The sequence below is a fragment of the Kitasatospora gansuensis genome, from assembly GCF_014203705.1.
GTDB classification, from domain to species: Bacteria; Actinomycetota; Actinomycetes; order Streptomycetales; family Streptomycetaceae; genus Kitasatospora; species Kitasatospora gansuensis.
Window position 1 is genome coordinate 2,514,487 of the sequence record NZ_JACHJR010000001.1, and the last position, 17,006, is coordinate 2,531,492.

General features: G+C 70.4%; 14 protein-coding genes. 3 read left to right on the forward strand and 11 right to left on the reverse strand.

Translation table 11 applies throughout. The features are described 5' to 3' along the window. Positions 1 to 20 precede the first annotated feature (20 nt). Complete coding sequence (locus F4556_RS10920) at positions 21 to 656, forward strand: DUF4166 domain-containing protein (protein WP_221504086.1); 636 nt, start codon at positions 21 to 23, stop codon at positions 654 to 656. Positions 657 to 689: 33 nt separating this feature from the next. Then, positions 690 to 1,034 carry a hypothetical protein gene (locus tag F4556_RS10925; RefSeq protein ID WP_184913819.1) on the forward strand — a complete coding sequence of 115 codons (345 nt, stop codon included), beginning with the start codon at positions 690 to 692 and terminating at the stop codon, positions 1,032 to 1,034. Between the two features lie 55 nt (positions 1,035 to 1,089). On the opposite strand, the gene F4556_RS10930 is transcribed toward F4556_RS10925, so the two are convergent. From F4556_RS10930 to F4556_RS10965, 8 genes are all read right to left on the reverse strand, one after another. Then, positions 1,090 to 2,613: a CoA-acylating methylmalonate-semialdehyde dehydrogenase gene (locus F4556_RS10930; protein WP_184913821.1), complete on the reverse strand. Its 1,524-nt coding sequence runs from the start codon at positions 2,611 to 2,613 to the stop codon at positions 1,090 to 1,092. 235 nt (positions 2,614 to 2,848) lie between these two features. After that, the gene (locus tag F4556_RS10935; protein WP_184913822.1) at positions 2,849 to 3,307 is read right to left on the reverse strand and encodes a hypothetical protein; all 459 of its coding nucleotides are present in this window, start codon (positions 3,305 to 3,307) and stop codon (positions 2,849 to 2,851) included. A 122-nt stretch (positions 3,308 to 3,429) separates the two neighbouring features. Next, a complete protein-coding gene (locus tag F4556_RS10940; protein ID WP_184913824.1) occupies positions 3,430 to 4,824 on the reverse strand; it encodes an NAD(P)/FAD-dependent oxidoreductase in 1,395 nt (464 codons plus the stop codon). Between the two features lie 55 nt (positions 4,825 to 4,879). Next, positions 4,880 to 5,683, reverse strand: a complete 804-nt coding sequence (locus F4556_RS10945) for an ABC transporter permease (protein ID WP_184913826.1) — start codon at positions 5,681 to 5,683, stop codon at positions 4,880 to 4,882. Continuing rightward, positions 5,683 to 6,606, reverse strand: a complete 924-nt coding sequence (locus F4556_RS10950) for an ABC transporter permease (RefSeq protein ID WP_313068252.1) — start codon at positions 6,604 to 6,606, stop codon at positions 5,683 to 5,685. Before F4556_RS10950 ends, F4556_RS10945 begins: the two co-directional genes overlap by 1 nt. Beyond that, the gene (locus tag F4556_RS10955) at positions 6,603 to 7,748 is read right to left on the reverse strand and encodes an ABC transporter ATP-binding protein (RefSeq protein WP_184913828.1); all 1,146 of its coding nucleotides are present in this window, start codon (positions 7,746 to 7,748) and stop codon (positions 6,603 to 6,605) included. Before F4556_RS10955 ends, F4556_RS10950 begins: the two co-directional genes overlap by 4 nt. Positions 7,749 to 7,797: 49 nt before the next feature. Then, a complete protein-coding gene (locus F4556_RS10960) occupies positions 7,798 to 9,048 on the reverse strand; it encodes a polyamine ABC transporter substrate-binding protein (RefSeq protein ID WP_184913830.1) in 1,251 nt (416 codons plus the stop codon). Positions 9,049 to 9,094: 46 nt separating this feature from the next. Beyond that, entirely contained in the window at positions 9,095 to 10,609 is a 1,515-nt protein-coding gene (locus tag F4556_RS10965; protein WP_184913832.1) for a gamma-aminobutyraldehyde dehydrogenase, read from the reverse strand. Between the two features lie 321 nt (positions 10,610 to 10,930). Between F4556_RS10965 and F4556_RS10970 the strand changes: the two genes are divergently transcribed. Next, positions 10,931 to 12,586: a PucR family transcriptional regulator gene (locus F4556_RS10970; protein ID WP_184924494.1), complete on the forward strand. Its 1,656-nt coding sequence runs from the start codon at positions 10,931 to 10,933 to the stop codon at positions 12,584 to 12,586. A gap of 25 nt (positions 12,587 to 12,611) precedes the next feature. Here F4556_RS10970 and F4556_RS10975 read toward each other — a convergent pair whose 3' ends face one another. The 3 genes from F4556_RS10975 to F4556_RS10985 form a co-directional block, all read right to left on the reverse strand. Next, a complete protein-coding gene (locus F4556_RS10975; protein WP_184913834.1) occupies positions 12,612 to 13,763 on the reverse strand; it encodes a polyamine ABC transporter substrate-binding protein in 1,152 nt (383 codons plus the stop codon). A gap of 73 nt (positions 13,764 to 13,836) precedes the next feature. After that, the gene (locus F4556_RS10980; protein WP_184913835.1) at positions 13,837 to 15,195 is read right to left on the reverse strand and encodes an aspartate aminotransferase family protein; all 1,359 of its coding nucleotides are present in this window, start codon (positions 15,193 to 15,195) and stop codon (positions 13,837 to 13,839) included. 134 nt (positions 15,196 to 15,329) lie between these two features. Next, positions 15,330 to 16,775 (reverse strand): gamma-aminobutyraldehyde dehydrogenase, encoded by a 1,446-nt coding sequence (locus F4556_RS10985; protein ID WP_184913837.1) that lies wholly within the window; start codon positions 16,773 to 16,775, stop codon positions 15,330 to 15,332. Positions 16,776 to 17,006 lie beyond the last annotated feature (231 nt).

Consider the following 17,006-nt stretch of genomic DNA (forward strand, 5'->3'; position numbering starts at 1 on the left):
TCGGCTCCGAATTCGAACGCCTGCACCCACAGCTCCAGCGCCGCTTCGGTTTCTCCAGTCAGGACCAGATCGCCTGCATCGGCACCGGCCGAATGGGCCAGATCTGGCACGGCTCCCCGCTGGTCACGCCATTCCTCCGGTTGGGGAGCAGCCGCAACATCCTGTTCCCGGAGCGCGGCCGCGACGTGGCGTTCACCATCGCCAACTACGCCTATCAGGACGGTTTCGGCCGGGAGACGGTCACATTCGTGCGGACCTTCCAGTTCACCCGGCCGCGGCGGTTCGACGCGACGATGATCGCCTCGGACCGGCCGGGCACGGTGATCGACTATCTCGGGGCTCACCAGCACCTCGCGGTGGACCTGGATTTCCGGGTCAGCCCGGCCGGTGGGCTGGTAATCACGTCCGGGGACCAGCGGGTCTCCGCGCTGCCGGGCTCGCCGCGTTGCCCTTCCGCGCTGACCGGGCGGGCCACGGTGCACGAGTGGTACGACGACAGCGTCGACCGGTTCCGGATCGAGGTCCGGGTGACCAATCCGGTGCTGGGGCCGGTGATCGGGTATCAGGGGTCGTTCACCGCCGAGTACGTCTCCACGGCGGGCGACGGCGGTGTGCCCCGGCATGTCCGCCCGGTTCGCGAGAGTGCGCGGACCTGAGGCGGCAGCGAAGGGCGGGAACGAAGGGGGAACGTGGCGCTGCTCGGCCAGTTCCTGGCGGGGGCGTCGAGCTATCCGGCCCTCGGGGTGGCGACGGGCGATGCGCTGCGGCTGTGGAGCGGTGAGATCGAGCGGGTGCTGGAGCGGCTCTTCCTCGGGCATCCGCTGGCCGAGTTGCTGGACGTGCCGGGGCTGGCCCGGGCGGTGTCGGCGTCGTTCGTCGGGTTGGAGCTGTACGAGGGGGTGGATCCTGACGGTGCGTCGGCGGCGTTCGACGCGCTGGACCGGATGGGCGCCCTGGTCGAGGTGGTGGACGGTCTGGGTCCGGTCGCGACCAAGGCGCTCCGGCTGAAGCTCCGGCGGAGCGGGAACGCCTGACGGCGGCCCGTCGCCGGACCGCCGTCAGTCGGAAGCAAAAGCAGAAGCCGCGAGCTCAGGAGTTGGTCGGGAACCCGAGGTTGATCCCACCGTGCGAGGGGTCCAGCCAGCGCGAGGTGACCGCCTTGCCGCGGGTGAAGAACTGGACGCCGTCCGGGCCGTAGGCGTGGGTGTCGCCGAAGAGCGAGGCCTTCCAGCCGCCGAAGGAGTAGTAGGCGACCGGCACCGGGATCGGCACGTTGATGCCGACCATGCCGACCTCCACCTCGTGCTGGAAGCGCCGGGCGGCGCCACCGTCGTTGGTGAAGATGGCGGTGCCGTTGCCGTACGGGTTGCTGTTGATCAGCTCCAGGCCCTCCTGGTAGGAGGCGACCCGGACGACCGACAGCACCGGGCCGAAGATCTCGTCGTTGTAGACCGACATGCCGGGCTTGACGTGGTCGAAGAGGGTGGGGCCGAGCCAGAAGCCGTCGGCCGTGGGGGTGCCGGCGGTGTCCTCACCCGCGATCGTGTGCTTCCGGCCGTCGACGGCCAGCTCGGCGCCGTCGGCGAGGCCGGACTCGACGTACGAGGTGACCTTGTCGCGGTGCTGGCCGGTGACCAGCGGGCCCATCTCGCTCTCGCCGTTGCAGCCGGGGCCGACCTTGAGGGTGGCCATCCGCTGCTTGATCTTGTCGACCAGCTCGTCGCCGATCGGGTCGACCGCGACCAGGACGGAGACCGCCATGCAGCGCTCGCCGGCCGCGCCGAAGCCGGCGTTGATGGCGGCGTCGGCGCTCAGGTCGAGGTCGGCGTCCGGGAGCACCAGCATGTGGTTCTTCGCGCCGCCGAGCGCCTGCACGCGCTTGCCGTACCGGGTGCCGGTCTCGTAGACGTAGCGGGCGATCGGGGTGGAGCCGACGAAGCTGACGGCCTTGATGTCGGGGTGCTCCAGCAGACGGTCGACGGCCACCTTGTCACCGTGCACGACGTTGAAGACGCCGTCCGGCAGCCCGGCCTCCTTCCACAGCTCGGCCATGAAGATCGCGGCCGAGGGGTCCTTCTCCGAGGGCTTGAGCACGACGGTGTTCCCCGCCGCGATGGCGATCGGGAAGAACCACATCGGGACCATCGCCGGGAAGTTGAACGGCGAGATGATCGCGACCGGGCCGAGCGCCTGACGGATCGAGTAGACGTCGATGCCGGTCGAGGCCTGCTCGGTGAAGCCGCCCTTCACCAACTGCGGGATGCCGCAGGCGTACTCGATGACCTCCTGGCCACGGGCCAGCTCGCCGAGGGCGTCGGAGTGCACCTTGCCGTGCTCGGAGACGATGATCGAGGCCAGCTCGTCCTTGCGGGCGTTGAACAGCTCGCGGAACGCGAAGAGCACCTGGGTGCGCTTGGCGATCGAGGCGTGCCGCCACTCGCCGAAGGCCGCGGCGGCCGCGGCCACGGCCTGGTCGACCTCGGCGATCGAGGCGAAGTCCACCTGCCCGGTGACCTGGCCGGTGGCCGGGTCGAAGATGTCGCCGCGACGCGGGGCGGAGCCGGCGGTGGCGACGGCGGCGCCGTCGATCCAGTGGGTGATGTGCTTGCTCAAGGTCGTCTGCCTCCGAAGTCCGTTCGGCGCCTCGGCCGACGGTCCCTGTACGGCGCCGCCGGCATCGGCCGGGCGGCGGGATCACGGGCTACCGCGCTCGTTCTCCAGTCTGCTCACCCGCGCGCCCCGGCTCAACGAACAGGCTGACGGGGAATGAAGATTCAGCCTTACAGGTCGTCGCCAAGCCGCCCCGGGCAGGGACGTTTCTGCTGTCCGCACCCACCGACCGGGCCGGTCACATCAGCCGGGACGCCACCTCGTGCAGCGCCAGCTCCAGCACCGCCGGATCCGTCAGCCGCCCCGAGCCGTCCGGCGCGGCCAGCCAGCGCAGCCCCCGCCCGGCCCCGCCCGCGTGCGCCCCGGCCGGGTGCGGCAGCGCCACCCAGCTGCCGCTGCCCGCGCTCCGTACGCCGGTGCCGACCCAGCGCCCGGCTGTGCCGAGCGGCACCAGGAAGCCGAGCTGCCCGTCCGCGAAGTCCGCGTACACCGGCCCGGTCCCGGCCCCCCGCCGGGCGAGCACCTCGAAGGCGAGGTGCCCTAACCGTCCGGGGACCAGCAGCACGTCCCAGAGCCGGCCGGCCGGGAGCAGCATGACGCCCCGTCCGCTCCGCTCCCAGTCCGCGCGGCAGGCCTGCGGATCGGGTGCGGCGGCGGCCAGCCAGTCCACCGCACGGTCACCAGGGGTGCTCTCCATCGGTCCTCCTACTCGGGTACCCGTCAGGAGGGAGAGGAGCGGAGCACCGGTCTCTTACACGTAAACACCAAAAAGGTGGGGCGCCCCGTCGAAACGGAACGCCCCACCCTTCAACTCCGGAGTCAGCTGTCGAAGCCCAGCCCCATCCGGTCCAGCGTGCGCAGCCACAGGTTGCGCTGCCCGCCGCGCCGGTCGGAGCGGTCCAGCGACCACTTGGTCATCTCGATCCCGGCCCAGCGCACCGGCTCGGGCGGGAACGGCAGCGGCTTGCTGCGCACCATCTCCAGCGCCGTACGCTCCGTCAGCTCGCCGGCCAGCAGGTCGAGCATCACCTCGGCGCCGTAGCGGGTGGCGCCGACGCCGAGGCCGGTGAAGCCGGCCGCGTAGGCGACCCGGCCCTTGTAGGCGGTGTCGAAGAACGCCGAGAACCGGGTGCAGGTGTCGATCGCCCCGCCCCAGGCGTTGGTGAAGCGGACGCCGTCCAGCTGCGGGAAGGTCTGGAAGAACTGCCGCGCCAGGGTGCGGAAGGTCTCCGGCCGCTGGTCGTGCTCGGCCTGCACCTTGCTGCCGAAGTGGTAGATGGTGTCGTAGCCGCCCCAGAGGATCCGGTTGTCGGCGGAGAGCCGGAAGTAGTGGAACTTGTTGGCGCTGTCGCTCAGCCCCTGCCGTCCGGTCCAGCCGATCGAGGCGAGCTGCTCGTCCGTCAGCGGTTCGGTCATCAGGGCGTAGTCGTACACCGGGACGATGTACGGCCGGACCCGCTTGACCAGCGAGGGGAAGACGTTGGTGCCGAGCGCGACCCTGCGGGCGAAGACCCGGCCGTACGGCGTGCGGACGGCCATCCCGCTGCCGTGTTCGGCGAGCGCGAGGCCCTTGGTCCGTTCGAAGATCCGGACGCCCTGGGCGAGGCAGGCGTCCCGCAGGCCCCAGGCGAGCTTGGCGGGGTGCAGCATGGCCACCCCTTCCTTGTCCCAGATGCCGCCCAGGAAGGTGGGCGAGTCGACCTGCTCGCGGAGCTGGTCGGCGTCCAGGAAGGTGAGCTCGCCGCCGTACTCGCCGACCGCCTCCGCGACCTCGCGCAGTTCGGCCAGCTGGTGCGGCTGGGTGGCGATGTCGATCTCGCCGGTGCGCTCCCACTCGCAGTCGATGCCGTACCGCTTGACCGTGTCCTCGATCGCGTTCAGGTTGGCCAGGCCCTGGCGCTCCAGCTCGGCCAGTTCGCCCGGCCAGCGCTGGAGGCCGTTGCCGAAGCCGTGGGTGAGGCTGGAGGCGCAGAAGCCGCCGTTGCGCCCGGACGCCGCCCAGCCGATCTCGTTCCCCTCGATCAGGACCACGTCCAGCGAGGGGTCGCGCTCCTTGGCGATCAGTGCCGTCCAGAGTCCGGAGTAGCCGCCCCCGACCACCAGCAGGTCGCACCTGGTGTCACCCACCAGCGCGGCCAGGGCCTCCGGGCGACCCGGGTCCTCCAGCCAGAAGGGGGTCGGTCGGGCATCACTGAGCGCACGGGCGGAGTCCATGCCTATCAGCTACTTTCTACGGATTGACGGTATTTCAGACAGTACGTACAGATTGTCAGGCGCTGGCCTTCCGACGGTTGCCGACCCACTGGCCGACCACCGTCAGCACCACGGCGGCGAGGAACATCGCGGTGCCGATCACGTTGACCTGCACCGGGATGCCGCGCTGCGAGGCACCCCAGACGAACATCGGGAAGGTGACCGTGGTCGGTCCCGAGTTGAACTGGGTGATGATGAAGTCGTCGAAGGAGAGCGCGAAGCTGAGCAGCGCGCCGGCCGCGATGCCGGGGGCGGCGAGCGGCAGGGTCACCTTCAGGAAGGTCTGCACCGGGGTGGCGTAGAGGTCCTGGGCGGCCTGTTCCAGCCGCGGGTCCATGCTCATCACGCGGGCCTTGACCGCCGTCACCACGAAGCTCAGGCAGAACATGATGTGCGCGATCAGGATCGTGGTGAAGCCGAACGGGATCCGCATGTTGAGGAACAGGGTGCCGAGCGAGGCGGCCATCACCACCTCGGGCATCGCCATCGGCAGGAAGATCAGGCCGGTCGCCCCGCCCCGTCCCCGGAACCGGTAGCGGGCCAGCGCGAAGGCGACCATGGTGCCGAGCACGGTGGCGCCGACGGTGGCCAGCACCGCGATCTGCAGGCTGAGCGAGAGCGAGCCGCACATGTCGGCGACGCCGCACGGGTCGGTCCAGGCATCGGTGGAGAACTGGTTCCACTCGTAGTTGAACTTGCCGCTGGGCTTGTTGAACGAGAACGCCAGCACCACCAGGTTGGGCAGCACCAGGTAGGCCAGGGCGAGCAGCCCGGCCAGCACCACGAGGTGGGCGCGGACCCACTTGAGCAGACGAGACATCAGACCAGCTCCTCCGTCCCGGCCTTGCGCATGTAGACCGTCACCATGCCCAGGATCAGGGCCATCAGAATGAAGCTCAGCGCGGCGGCCGTCGGGTAGTCGAGCACGTTCAGGAACTGCTTCTGGATCGCGTTGCCGATCATCTGCTCGCTCGGCGAGCCGAGCAGCTGGGCGTTGATGTAGTCGCCCGAGGCCGGGATGAAGGTGAGCAGCGTGCCCGCCACCACACCCGGCAGCGAGATCGGGAAGGTGACCTTGCGGAAGGTGGTGAACGGCCGCGCGTACAGGTCACCGGCGGCCTCGTGCAGCCGGGGGTCGATCCGCTCCAGCGAGGTGTAGAGCGGCAGGATCATGAACGGCAGGAAGTTGTACGTCAGGCCGCAGATCACCGCGAGCGGGGTGGCCAGCAGCCGCTGACCGGTGGTCAGGCCCAGCGCGTCGGTGAGGCTCAGCAGGTGCAGCGCGTTCAGCGTCTCCACCACCGGGCCGCTGTCCGACAGGATGGTCTTCCAGGCCAGCGTGCGGATCAGGAAGCTGGTGAAGAACGGCGCGATCACCAGGATCAGGATGACGTTCCGCCACCGCTTGCTCGCCTTGAAGGCGATCGTGTACGCCAGCGGGTAGCCGATCGCCAGGCAGAGCAGAGTGGCGACCGCGGAGAAGCCGAACGAGCGGACGAAGTGCCACTTGTACTCGCTGAGCGCGTCCCAGTACGTCGAGAAGTGCCAGGTCAGCTGGAAGCCCTGCTCCAGCGAGCCGGTCTGCAGCGAGGTGGAGGCCTGGTAGACCATCGGCACCACGAAGAAGACCACCAGCCAGGCGAGGCCGGGCAGCAGCAGCCAGTACGGCGTCAGCCTGCGGCGCGGCGGCCGTTCCTGAGGAGGTATCACCTGGGTCGGTGCCGCCTCGGTGGTCGCGGTCACGCGGCGGCCTCCCCGGTGCCGGCGTCGATCGCCTGGGCGGCGTCGAGGCCGAAGGAGTGCGCCGGGTTCCAGTGCAGGACGACCGGGGCGCCGGGGGTGAGCCGGGTGTCGCGGTCCATGTTCTGTTCGAAGACCGCGAGTTCCTGGCCGGTCTCGGCGCGCACCACGTACTGGGTGGAGACGCCGATGAAGCTGGAGTCGACCACGGTGCCGGTGAGCCGGTTGCGGCCCTCGGCCACCTCGCTGTCGGCGCCCGCGATGGTGATCTTCTCCGGGCGGACGCCCAGGTAGACGCTGCTCGCCTCGGTGGCGCACCGCGCCCGGGGCACGGCCAGCCGGGTGCCGCCGGCGCTGAGCAGCAGCGAGCCGTCGGCGCTGCCGGTGACCTCGGCCGGGATCAGGTTGGACTGGCCGAGGAAGTTGGCCACGAAGGTGCTGCCCGGGTTCTCGTACAGGTCGGCGGGGGCGCCGAGCTGCTCGACCCGGCCGCCGTTCATCACCGCGATGGTGTCGGCCATGGTCATGGCCTCCTCCTGGTCGTGGGTGACGTGCACGAAGGTGATGCCGACCTCGGTCTGGATCCGCTTGAGCTCCAGCTGCATCTGCCGGCGCAGCTTGAGGTCGAGGGCGCCGAGCGGCTCGTCGAGCAGCAGCACCTGCGGGTGGTTGATCAGCGCGCGGGCGACCGCGACCCGCTGCTGCTGGCCGCCGGAGAGCTGGTGCGGCTTGCGGCGGGCGTACGGGCCGAGCTCGACCAGCTCGAGCATCTCCTCGACCTGCTTCTTGACGTCCTTCTTCCCCCGGCGGCGCAGGCCGAAGGCGACGTTCTCGAAGATGTCCAGGTGCGGGAAGAGCGCGTAGCTCTGGAAAACCGTGTTCACCGGCCGCTTGTACGGCGGCAGCGCGGTGACGTCCTGACCCCCGATCAGGACGGTGCCACTGGTGGGCTCCTCCAGGCCGGCGATCATCCGCAGCGTGGTGGTCTTGCCACAGCCGGAGGCGCCGAGCAGGGCGAAGAAGGAGCCCTGGGGCACGGTCAGGTCGAGCGGGTGGACGGCGGTGAAGGCGCCGTAGGTCTTGCCGATACCGGTGAGGCGTACGTCGCCACCGGCCGTCGCCGCCTCGCGCAGCTGCTCAGTCATGGGGGTGTCTCTCTGTCTGGTGGTGCTCGAAGCCGAGCCGTGGTGGGGGTCAGGCGCCGATCAACTTGGAGAACTTGCCCTCGAAGTCGGTCTCCTCGGCCTCGGTCAGGCTGCGGAAGAGGTGCGTCTTGGCGGCCATCTCCCGGGTCGGGACCACCAGCGGGTTCTCCGCCACCGCGGGCGCGATCTTCGCGAGGTCCGGCTCCATGCCCGCCACCGGGGAGACGTAGCTGATGCCCGCCGTGAGCTGCGCCGCGATCTCGTGCTGGTAGTAGAAGTTGATCAGCAGTTCGGCGTTCTTCTTGTGCTGGGCCTTGGCCGGGACCAGCATGTTGTCGGTGGAGGAGAGGTAGCCCTCCGCCGGGATGACGAACTCGATGTCCGGGTTGTCCGCCCTCAGCTGGATCAGGTCGCCACCCCAGGCGATGCAGGCCGCGATGTCCCCGGAGGACAGCTCCTGGCCGTAGTCGTTGCCGGTGAACTTGCGGATCTGCTTGTTGTCCACGGCCTTCTGCACCCGGGCGATCGCGGCGTCGAAGTCGTCCGCGGTGAACTTCCCGGGCTCCTTGCCCATCGAGAGCAGCACCATGCCGACGGTGTCGCGCATCTCGGAGAGGAAGGTGACCCGCCCCTTCAGCGCCGGGTCGTCCAGCAGCTGGGCGACGCTGGTGACCGCCTTCCCCTTGGTGGCCTTCTTGTTGTAGGCGATCACGGTCTGGATGCTGGTCCAGGGGTACGAGTACTGGCGGCCCGGGTCCCAGTCGGGGGCCCGGAAGCGGGCCTCCAGGTTGGTGAGCGCGTTGGTCAGGTTGGCCGGGTTCAGCTTCTGCGCCCAGCCGAGCCGGATCAGCCGGCCGGCCATCCAGTCGGTCAGCACCACCAGGTCCCGGCCGGTGTCCTGACCGGCCGCCAGCTGCGGCTTGACCTTGCCGAAGAACTCGACGTTGTCGTTGACGTCCTCGGTGTACTTGACCTTGATCCCGGTGGCGGCGGTGAAGGCGTCCAGCGTGGGGCGCTTGGTCTCGTCCTTGGCGTCCACGTCGATGTAGAGCGGCCAGTTGGAGAAGTTGAGCGTCTTGTCGGTGTCCGAGCTGTCCGGCCCGGCGGCCGGCGCGCTCTCGGTGGAGCCGGACTTGGCCGCGGGTATGCCGCAGGCCGCGAGGGTGCCGGTACCGGCCAGCAGGGCGGTGACCTGTACCAAGCGCCGCCGGGTCATCGCGGCCCGGCCGTTGGTCAGACTGCGTTCCCATGCCTTGCGGACGGGAGCTGACATACCGTCGGCGATCTCGTTGAACTCCATGCTGGGGACACCCTTCGGGGGAAGAAGGTGGCGGAGCAGACGGGGGTTATCTGTCTCCGAAGACCGTGCGGTGCCAGTCCTTCCTGGCGACCGCGGTGGTGTCGAACATGACGTGCTTGAGCTGGGTGTACTCGTCCAGCGAGTACTGGGACATGTCCTTGCCGTAGCCGGAGGCCTTGTAGCCGCCGTGCGGCATCTCGCTGATGATCGGGATGTGGTCGTTGACCCAGACGCAGCCGGCCTGGATCTCCCGGGTCGCGCGCAGCGAGCGGTGGATGTCCCGGGTCCACGCGGAGGCGGCCAGGCCGTACGGGGTGTCGTTGGCCAGCCGCAGACCCTCCTCGTCGGAGTCGAAGGGCAGCACGACCAGCACCGGGCCGAAGATCTCGCCCTGCACCACCTCGCTGTCCTGCGGGGCCCCGGTGATCAGGGTGGGGAGGTAGTACGCACCAGGGTTGAGGTCGGTGCCGTCGTGGCCGAGGCCCAGGGCCTGACCACCCGTCACCACCGTGGCGTACGAGCGGGCCCGCTCGACGAAGCCGGCCACCCGGTCCCGGTGGGTGTACGAGACCAGCGGGCCGAGGTCGGTCGCGGGGTTCAGCGGGTGGCCGATCCTGACCTGGCCGTACAGCTCGGCGACCCCCGCCACGAAGGCGTCGTACAGCGGGCGCTGCACGTAGGCGCGGGTCGCGGCGGTGCAGTCCTGGCCGCCGTTGATCAGCGAGGCGGCCACCGCGCCGTGCACGGCGGCGTCCAGGTCGGCGTCGTCGAAGACCACGAACGGGGCCTTGCCGCCGAGCTCCAGGTGGGTGCGCTTGACGCTCGCGGTGGCGAGCTCGGCGACCCGCCGGCCGACCGGGGTGGAGCCGGTGAAGGAGACCATCGCGACGTCCGGGTGCGAGACCAGGTGCTCGCCCGCGCCGCGACCGGCGCCGGTGACCACGTTGACCACACCGTCCGGGATGCCCGCCTCGGTGCAGGCCCGGGCGAACATCAGCGAGGTGAGCGGGGTCAGCTCGGCCGGCTTGAGCACGATGGTGTTGCCCGCCGCGATCGCCGGGAGGATCTTCCAGGCGGCCATCTGCAGCGGGTAGTTCCACGGCGAGATCGAGCCGACCACGCCGATCGCCTCGCGGCGGACGTACGAGGTGTGGTCGCCGGAGTACTCCCCCGCGGCCTTGCCCTCCAGGTTGCGGGCGGCCCCGGCGAAGAACGAGGTGTTGTCGACCGTGCCCGGCACGTCGAACTCGGTGGAGAGCTTGATCGGCTTGCCGGTCTGCGCGGTCTCCACCCGGGCGAAGTCCTCGGCGTGCCCGGCCAGCACGGCGGCCAGCCTGAGCAGCGCCTCCGAGCGGGCGCCCGGGGTGGCCGAGGACCAGGCGGGCAGCGCGGCCTTCGCGGCCGCCACGGCGGTGTCCACGTCGCCGGTCGAGGCGAGCGTGACGTGCTGGACGACGCTGCCGTCGGCCGGGTTGACGACCTGGAAGGGCTCCGTCCCGGTGCCCTCGGTCAGCCGGCCCGCGATGTACTGCGCGCCCGTGCTGAAGTCGGTCAGGTCCATCAGGTTCCTCCAGGGTGCCCGGTGAGTCGGCCAGGGATCCTCGGGGTCCGGTGATCCTGACACCCGGGGGTTGCCTCTACAAGGGATTCCGCTGTTGCGTTCTCGTTACGCGACGGATTTCGGGGGCAACACGGTATTCATCCCACGGCCCGTGGTCCGGGCCGGTATGCCGACCCGCTGACGATGCCTGCTCACTCCTCGGGGTGACAAGGGTCACTCCGACAGCCTCGGCCACAAGGGCCTTACAGGGTGGAAAGGCAACAGTTCGTCTGGTCGATGCATGATTCACCTGACACCCTGCTGCCCATGGAAGGTCCTCCCGTGCTGCCCACCGTCGCCCGCGTGCTCGACCTCGACGTGATGCGACGCGGCCTGCCCCAAGTGGTGGCCGGCGCCGAGCACCTGGAACGTCCGGTCCGCTGGGTGCACGTCAGCGAGCTCCCCGACGTGGCGGGCATGCTGCAGGGCGGCGAGCTGGTGCTCACCACCGGCATCGCACTGCCCGAGGACCGCGAAGGACTGGCCAGGTACGTCCGCGAGCTGGCCGAGATCGGCGCCGCCGGCCTGGTGGTCGAGTTCGGCCGCCGCTACTTCGACACCCTGCCGCGCGCCCTGGTGCACGCCGCCGAGCAGCGCGGACTGCCGCTGATCGCGCTCCGCCGCGAACTGCGCTTCGTCGCCGTCACCGAGGCCGTGCACGCGCTGGTGGTGAACGCCCAGCTGGAGCAGCTGCGGATCTCCGAAGCCGTCCACCAGGTCTTCAACGAGCTCGCCGTCGAAGGCGCCGAGCCCGCCGAGGTGGTCCGCCAGGTCGCCCGGATGGCCGGCGCCCCGGTGGTGCTGGAGAACCTCGCCCACCAGGTGCTCGCGCACGAGACGGCCGGCCGCCCCGAGACCGAACTGCTGGAGGGCTGGGAACGCCGCTCCCGCGGGGTCCGCCCGCCCGGCCGGACGGGGTACGACCCGCGCAGCGGCTGGCTGGTCACCGCCGTCGGCGCCCGCGGCCAGGACTGGGGCCGGCTGATCCTGGTCGACGACCCCCGCCCGCTGCCCGCCGACGTCCCGCACCCGCACGCCATGCTGCTGGAACGCGGCGCCGCCACCCTCGCCCTCAACCGGCTGGTGGTCCGCGACCGCGAATCGCTGGAGCGGCAGACCCACCGCACCCTGCTCTCCGGCATCCTCACCCACGCCCTGACGGTCAGTGAGGTCGCCCTGCGGGCCGCCGCCCTGGGCGTCCCGCTGGACAGCCGCCGCCTGGTCGGCGTCGTACTCCGCCAGCGCCGCGGCCCGATCCCCGCCGCCCTGGAGGCCCAGGCCCGGCTGCGCGACTTCACCGAACTGGCCGCCACCGCGATCCGCAGCTGCCGGCTCTCCGCCCTGGTCGGCGCCCTCGACGACGAGGGCGTGGGCGTCCTGATCGCCCTCGGCTCGCAGCAGGACGAGCACGCCGCGCTGGAGGGTTTCGCCGCAGCGCTGCGCAAGCTGGTCGCGGACGGGGCACGTGACGGCGCGTCACCCGTCTTCGAGCCGGTGATCGCGGTCGGCTCCTCGGTCGGCTCGGTCCGCGACGCCCGCCGAACCCTGCTGGAGGCCACCCAGGTCGCCGACGCCGCCCTGCACGACTCCCCCGGCGGCCGGGCCGCCTCCTACTACCGCCTGCCCGACGTCCGGCTGCGCGGCCTGCTCCACCTGCTCCGCGACGACGCCCGCCTGCAGACCTACGTGGAACGCGAGCTGGGCCCCCTGCTGGCGTACGACGCCGAGCACGGCGGCCAACTGGTCCAACTCCTGCGGATCTACCTCGAACAGGGCCGCAACAAGTCGGCCGCCGCCGACGCCGCCCACCTCTCCCGCCCGTCCTTCTACGACCGCCTCCACAAGGTCGAACGCATCCTCGCCGTCGACCTCGACCAGGTCGAGTCCTGCCTCTCCCTGCACGTCGCCCTGCTCGCCCTCGACGCGGTTCGCAGGTAGTCGAGGCGCGAACCGTTCGTCAGAGTCAGACCCCGGCGACCTTGCCCCAGATCCGGTGGAAGTCCGGCCGCTCCGCAGCCGTGACGTCCCGCATGGAGTGCAGCCGCGCCCGCATCTCGTCCGTCGGAAACATCAACGCCTCCTCCGCCAGCGCAGCGGTCTCCGCGTCCGCGCTGTTCGCCAGCACGTCCCGCGCCGCCGGCACCGGACAGATGTACTGCACCGCCGCCGCCAACTCCGCCGCCACCTCGGGCCGGTAGTAGTAGTCGATCAGCAGCTCGGCGTTCTGCTTGTGCGCGGCCCGGTTCGGCACCAGCAGGCTCTCCGCCCACAGCTCGCCGCCCTCCTCGGGCACCACGAACTCGATGTCCGGGTTCTCCGCCTTGAGCTGGATCGCGTCGCCGGAGTACGCCTGGCAGGCGACCGCCGCCCCCGAGGCGAGGTCGCTGGTGTAGTCGTTGCCGGTGAACCGCCGGATGTGCCGGGTGTCCACCAGCTGCTGCACCTGGGCCATCGCCCGATGCGCGTCGTCCGCCGTGAACTTCGAGATGTCCGCGCCCTGAGCCAGCATCAGCAGCCCGAGCGCCTCGTCCATCCCGGCGAACAGCGTGACCCGCCCCTTGAGATCGGGCGCCCACAGATCGGCCGTCGACCGGAGCTCCCGGCCGAGCGCCTTCCGGTTGTACGCGATGCCGGTGATCCCGGACTGCCACGGCACGCTGTGCCTGCGCCCCGGGTCGAAGGCCGGCGAGGCGAGCTGCGGGTCCAGGTGCTTGGCGACGTTCGGCATGTTGGCCGCGTCGAACTCCTGCACCCAGCCGAGCGCCACGTACCGTCCGGCCATCCAGTCGCTGACCACCATCAGGTCGCGGCCGGGGTCGCCGCCCTGGGCCAGTACCGGGCTGAGCTTCCCGAAGAACTCGTCGTTGTCGTTGATGTCCTCGGTGTACGCGACCTCGATCCCGGCGTCCTGCGCGAAGGCGTCCAGGGTCGGCCGCCCGCCCTTGTCGTCGGTGTCGATGTACTGCGTCCAGTTGGAGAAGGTCAGCGCCTTGTCCCGCTCCGAGCGGTCGGCGGCGGCCCGCCGCTCCTCGGGCACGTAGGCGGCGGGGATCCCGCAGGCGGAGAGGCCGAGCAGGCTCGCGGCGCCGAACAGGGCGCGACGGGTGAAGGTCATGGGTGACTGGTCTCCGGACAAGGGGCGGCCCCGGGCTGCACGAAAGAAGCCCGGGGCCGCGACGGACGGTGCGTCAGCTGGTGTGCGCGTCGGTGAGGGTGAGCACCTCGTCGAGGATCGCCAGGCCGCTCTTGGCCTCCTCCTCGCTGACCGTGCACGGCGGGACCACGTGGAAGCGGTTCATGTTGACGAACGGCCAGAGCCCGCGCTGCTTGCAGGCGGCGGCCAGCTCGGCCATCGGCGCGTTGGCGGCACCGGCGGCGTTGTACGGCACCATCGGCTCCCGGGTCTCCCGGTTCTTCACCAGGTCGAGCGCCCAGAACACGCCGAGCCCGCGCACCTCGCCGATCGAGGGGTGCCGCTCGGCCAGCTCGCGCAGGCCGGGGCCGAGCACCGTCTCGCCGATGTGCTTGGCGTTCGCCACGATGCCCTCGTCGGCCATCGCGTTGATGGTGGCCACCGCCGAGGCGCAGGCCAGCGGGTGGCCCGAGTAGGTGAGCCCGCCGGGGAACGGACGCTCCGCGAAGGTGGCCGCGATCTCGGCCGAGATCGCCACGCCGCCGAGCGGGACGTAGCCGGAGTTGACGCCCTTGGCGAAGGTCAGCAGGTCGGGGACGACGCCCCAGTGGTCGGCGGCGAACCACTCACCGGTCCGGCCGAAGCCCGCCATCACCTCGTCCAGGATGAAGACGATGCCGTACCGGTCGCAGATCTCCCGAACCCCGGCCAGGTAGCCCGGCGGCGGGACCAGGATGCCCGCCGTGCCGACCACGGTCTCCAGGATGATCGCCGCGATGGTGCCGGGGCCCTCGAAGGCCACCACCTGCTCCAGGTGCTCCAGCGCGCGCTCGCACTCCTGCGCCTCGTTCTCGGCGTGGAAGTTGGAGCGGTAGGCGTACGGGCCCCAGAAGTGCACCACGCCGGAGACGCCGGTCTCGTTGGCCCAGCGGCGCGGGTCGCCGGTCAGTGCGATCGCGTTGGCGGTGGCGCCGTGGTAGGAGCGATAAGTCGACATGACCTTCTGCCGGCCGGTGTGCAGCCGGGCCATCCGGATGGCGTTCTCGACCGCCTCGGCACCGCCGTTGGTGAAGAAGATCTTGTCGAGGTCCCCCGGCGTGCGCTCGGCGATCAGCCGGGCCGCCTCGCTGCGCGACTCCTGGGCGAAGCCCGGGGCGATCGTGCACAGCTTGGCGGCCTGCTCCTGGATCGCGGCGACCACCTTGGGGTGCTGGTGACCGATGTTGGTGTTCACCAGCTGCGAGGAGAAGTCGAGGTAGCGGTTGCCGTCGTAGTCCCAGAAGTACGAACCCTCGGCACCGGCCACCGCGAGGGGGTCGATCAGCGCCTGGGCGGACCACGAGTGGAAGACGTGCGCGCGGTCGGCGGCCTTGACAGCCTGCCCGGCGGCCGAGTCAGCAGTGGGGGTGCTCATGCCGGTAAGCGTAGGGAACCGTGCGGCCGAGGTGCAGTTGCATCCTGTCAGGCGGTCCGCGTCTCACCCGACAGCCTGACAAGCAGAGGGGGGCGCACCCACCCGGATGCGCCCCCCTCTTACATGACTTCGCGTCAGATCGCGGTCATCACGTGCTTGACCCGGGTGTAGTCCTCGAAGCCGTACGACGACAGGTCCTTGCCATAGCCGGACTTCTTGAAGCCACCGTGCGGCATCTCGGCGACCAGCGGGATGTGGGTGTTGATCCAGACGCAGCCGAAGTCCAGCCGGCGCGACATCCGCATCGCCCGGGCGTGGTCCTTGGTCCACACCGAGGACGCGAGCGCGAACTCGACGCCGTTCGCGTAGTCCACCGCCTGGTCCTCGTCGGTGAACTTCTGCACGGTGATGACCGGGCCGAAGACCTCGTTCTGGATGATCTCGTCGTCCTGGTTCAGGCCGGAGACCACGGTGGGCGCGTAGAAGTAGCCGACCTCGCCGACTCGGTGGCCACCGGCCTCGACCTTGGCGTGCGCGGGCAGGCGCTCGATGAAGCCGGCCACCTGCTTGAGCTGGTTGGCGTTGTTCAGCGGGCCGTAGAGCACGTCCTCCTCGTCCACCCCGCCGGTCTTGGTGTCGGCGGCGGCCTTGGCCAGCGCGGTCACGAAGTCGTCATGGATGGACTCGTGCACCAGCACCCGGGTGGCGGCGGTGCAGTCCTGGCCGGCGTTGAAGAAGCCCGCGACCGAGATGCCCTCGACGGCCTCGGCGATGTCGGCGTCCTCGAAGACCACGACCGGGGCCTTGCCGCCGAGCTCCAGGTGCACCCGCTTGACGTCCTTGGACGCCGACTCGGCGACCTGGATGCCGGCCCGCACCGAGCCGGTGATCGAGGCCATCGCGGGGGTGCGGTGCTCGACCATCAGGCGGCCGGTCTCGCGGTCACCGCAGATCACGTTGAAGACACCGGCCGGGAGCTCCAGCTCCTTCAGCACGCCGCCGATGATCTCGGCCAGCAGCAGGGTGGAGGCCGGGGTGGTGTCGGACGGCTTGAGCACGACCGCGTTGCCCGCCGCGATGGCCGGGGCGAACTTCCACACGGCCATCATCATCGGGTAGTTCCACGGCGCGACCTGGGCACAGACGCCGACCGGCTCGCGGCGGACGATCGAGGTCATCCCGTCCATGTACTCGCCCGCGGCCTTGCCCTCCAGCAGGCGGGCGGCGCCGGCGAAGAAGCGGATCTGGTCCACCATCGGACCGATCTCCTCCGACAGCGTCAGCGAGCGCGGCTTGCCGGTGTTGCGACACTCGGTGTCCACGATCTCGTCGGCCCGCGCCTCGACCGCGTCCGCGATCTTGAGCAGCAGCTTCTGCCGAACGGACGGCGTGGAGTCACGCCAGAGGGGGAACGCCACGGCGGCCGAGGCCATCGCCGCGTCCACGTCCGCCGGGCCGGACAGCGGCGACGTCGCGTACACCTCGCCGGTGGTCGGGTCGATCACGTCCAGCGTGCGGCCGTCCGCCGCATCGACGAACTCACCGTTGACGTAGTTGCGCAGCGTACGAAGCTCGCTCACGGGTCTCTCCTCGGTCGGGGCCTGCCACGTTGCAGGAACCGGCGCCAGGGTACTCCGGCGCCGAGTGGCCGGGCTGTGGGAGCCGCGGTCCACTGAGTGGGGTGTGCACGCCTCCGCGTGTACCTGACCAGCCTAACCGGTCGACTTCGGTTCTCGGCAGTACTCCTGGACAAGTGCCACGTAATCCGCATGCAATTTTCGAAACGACGACGAAATCAGCAGCAGACGTGG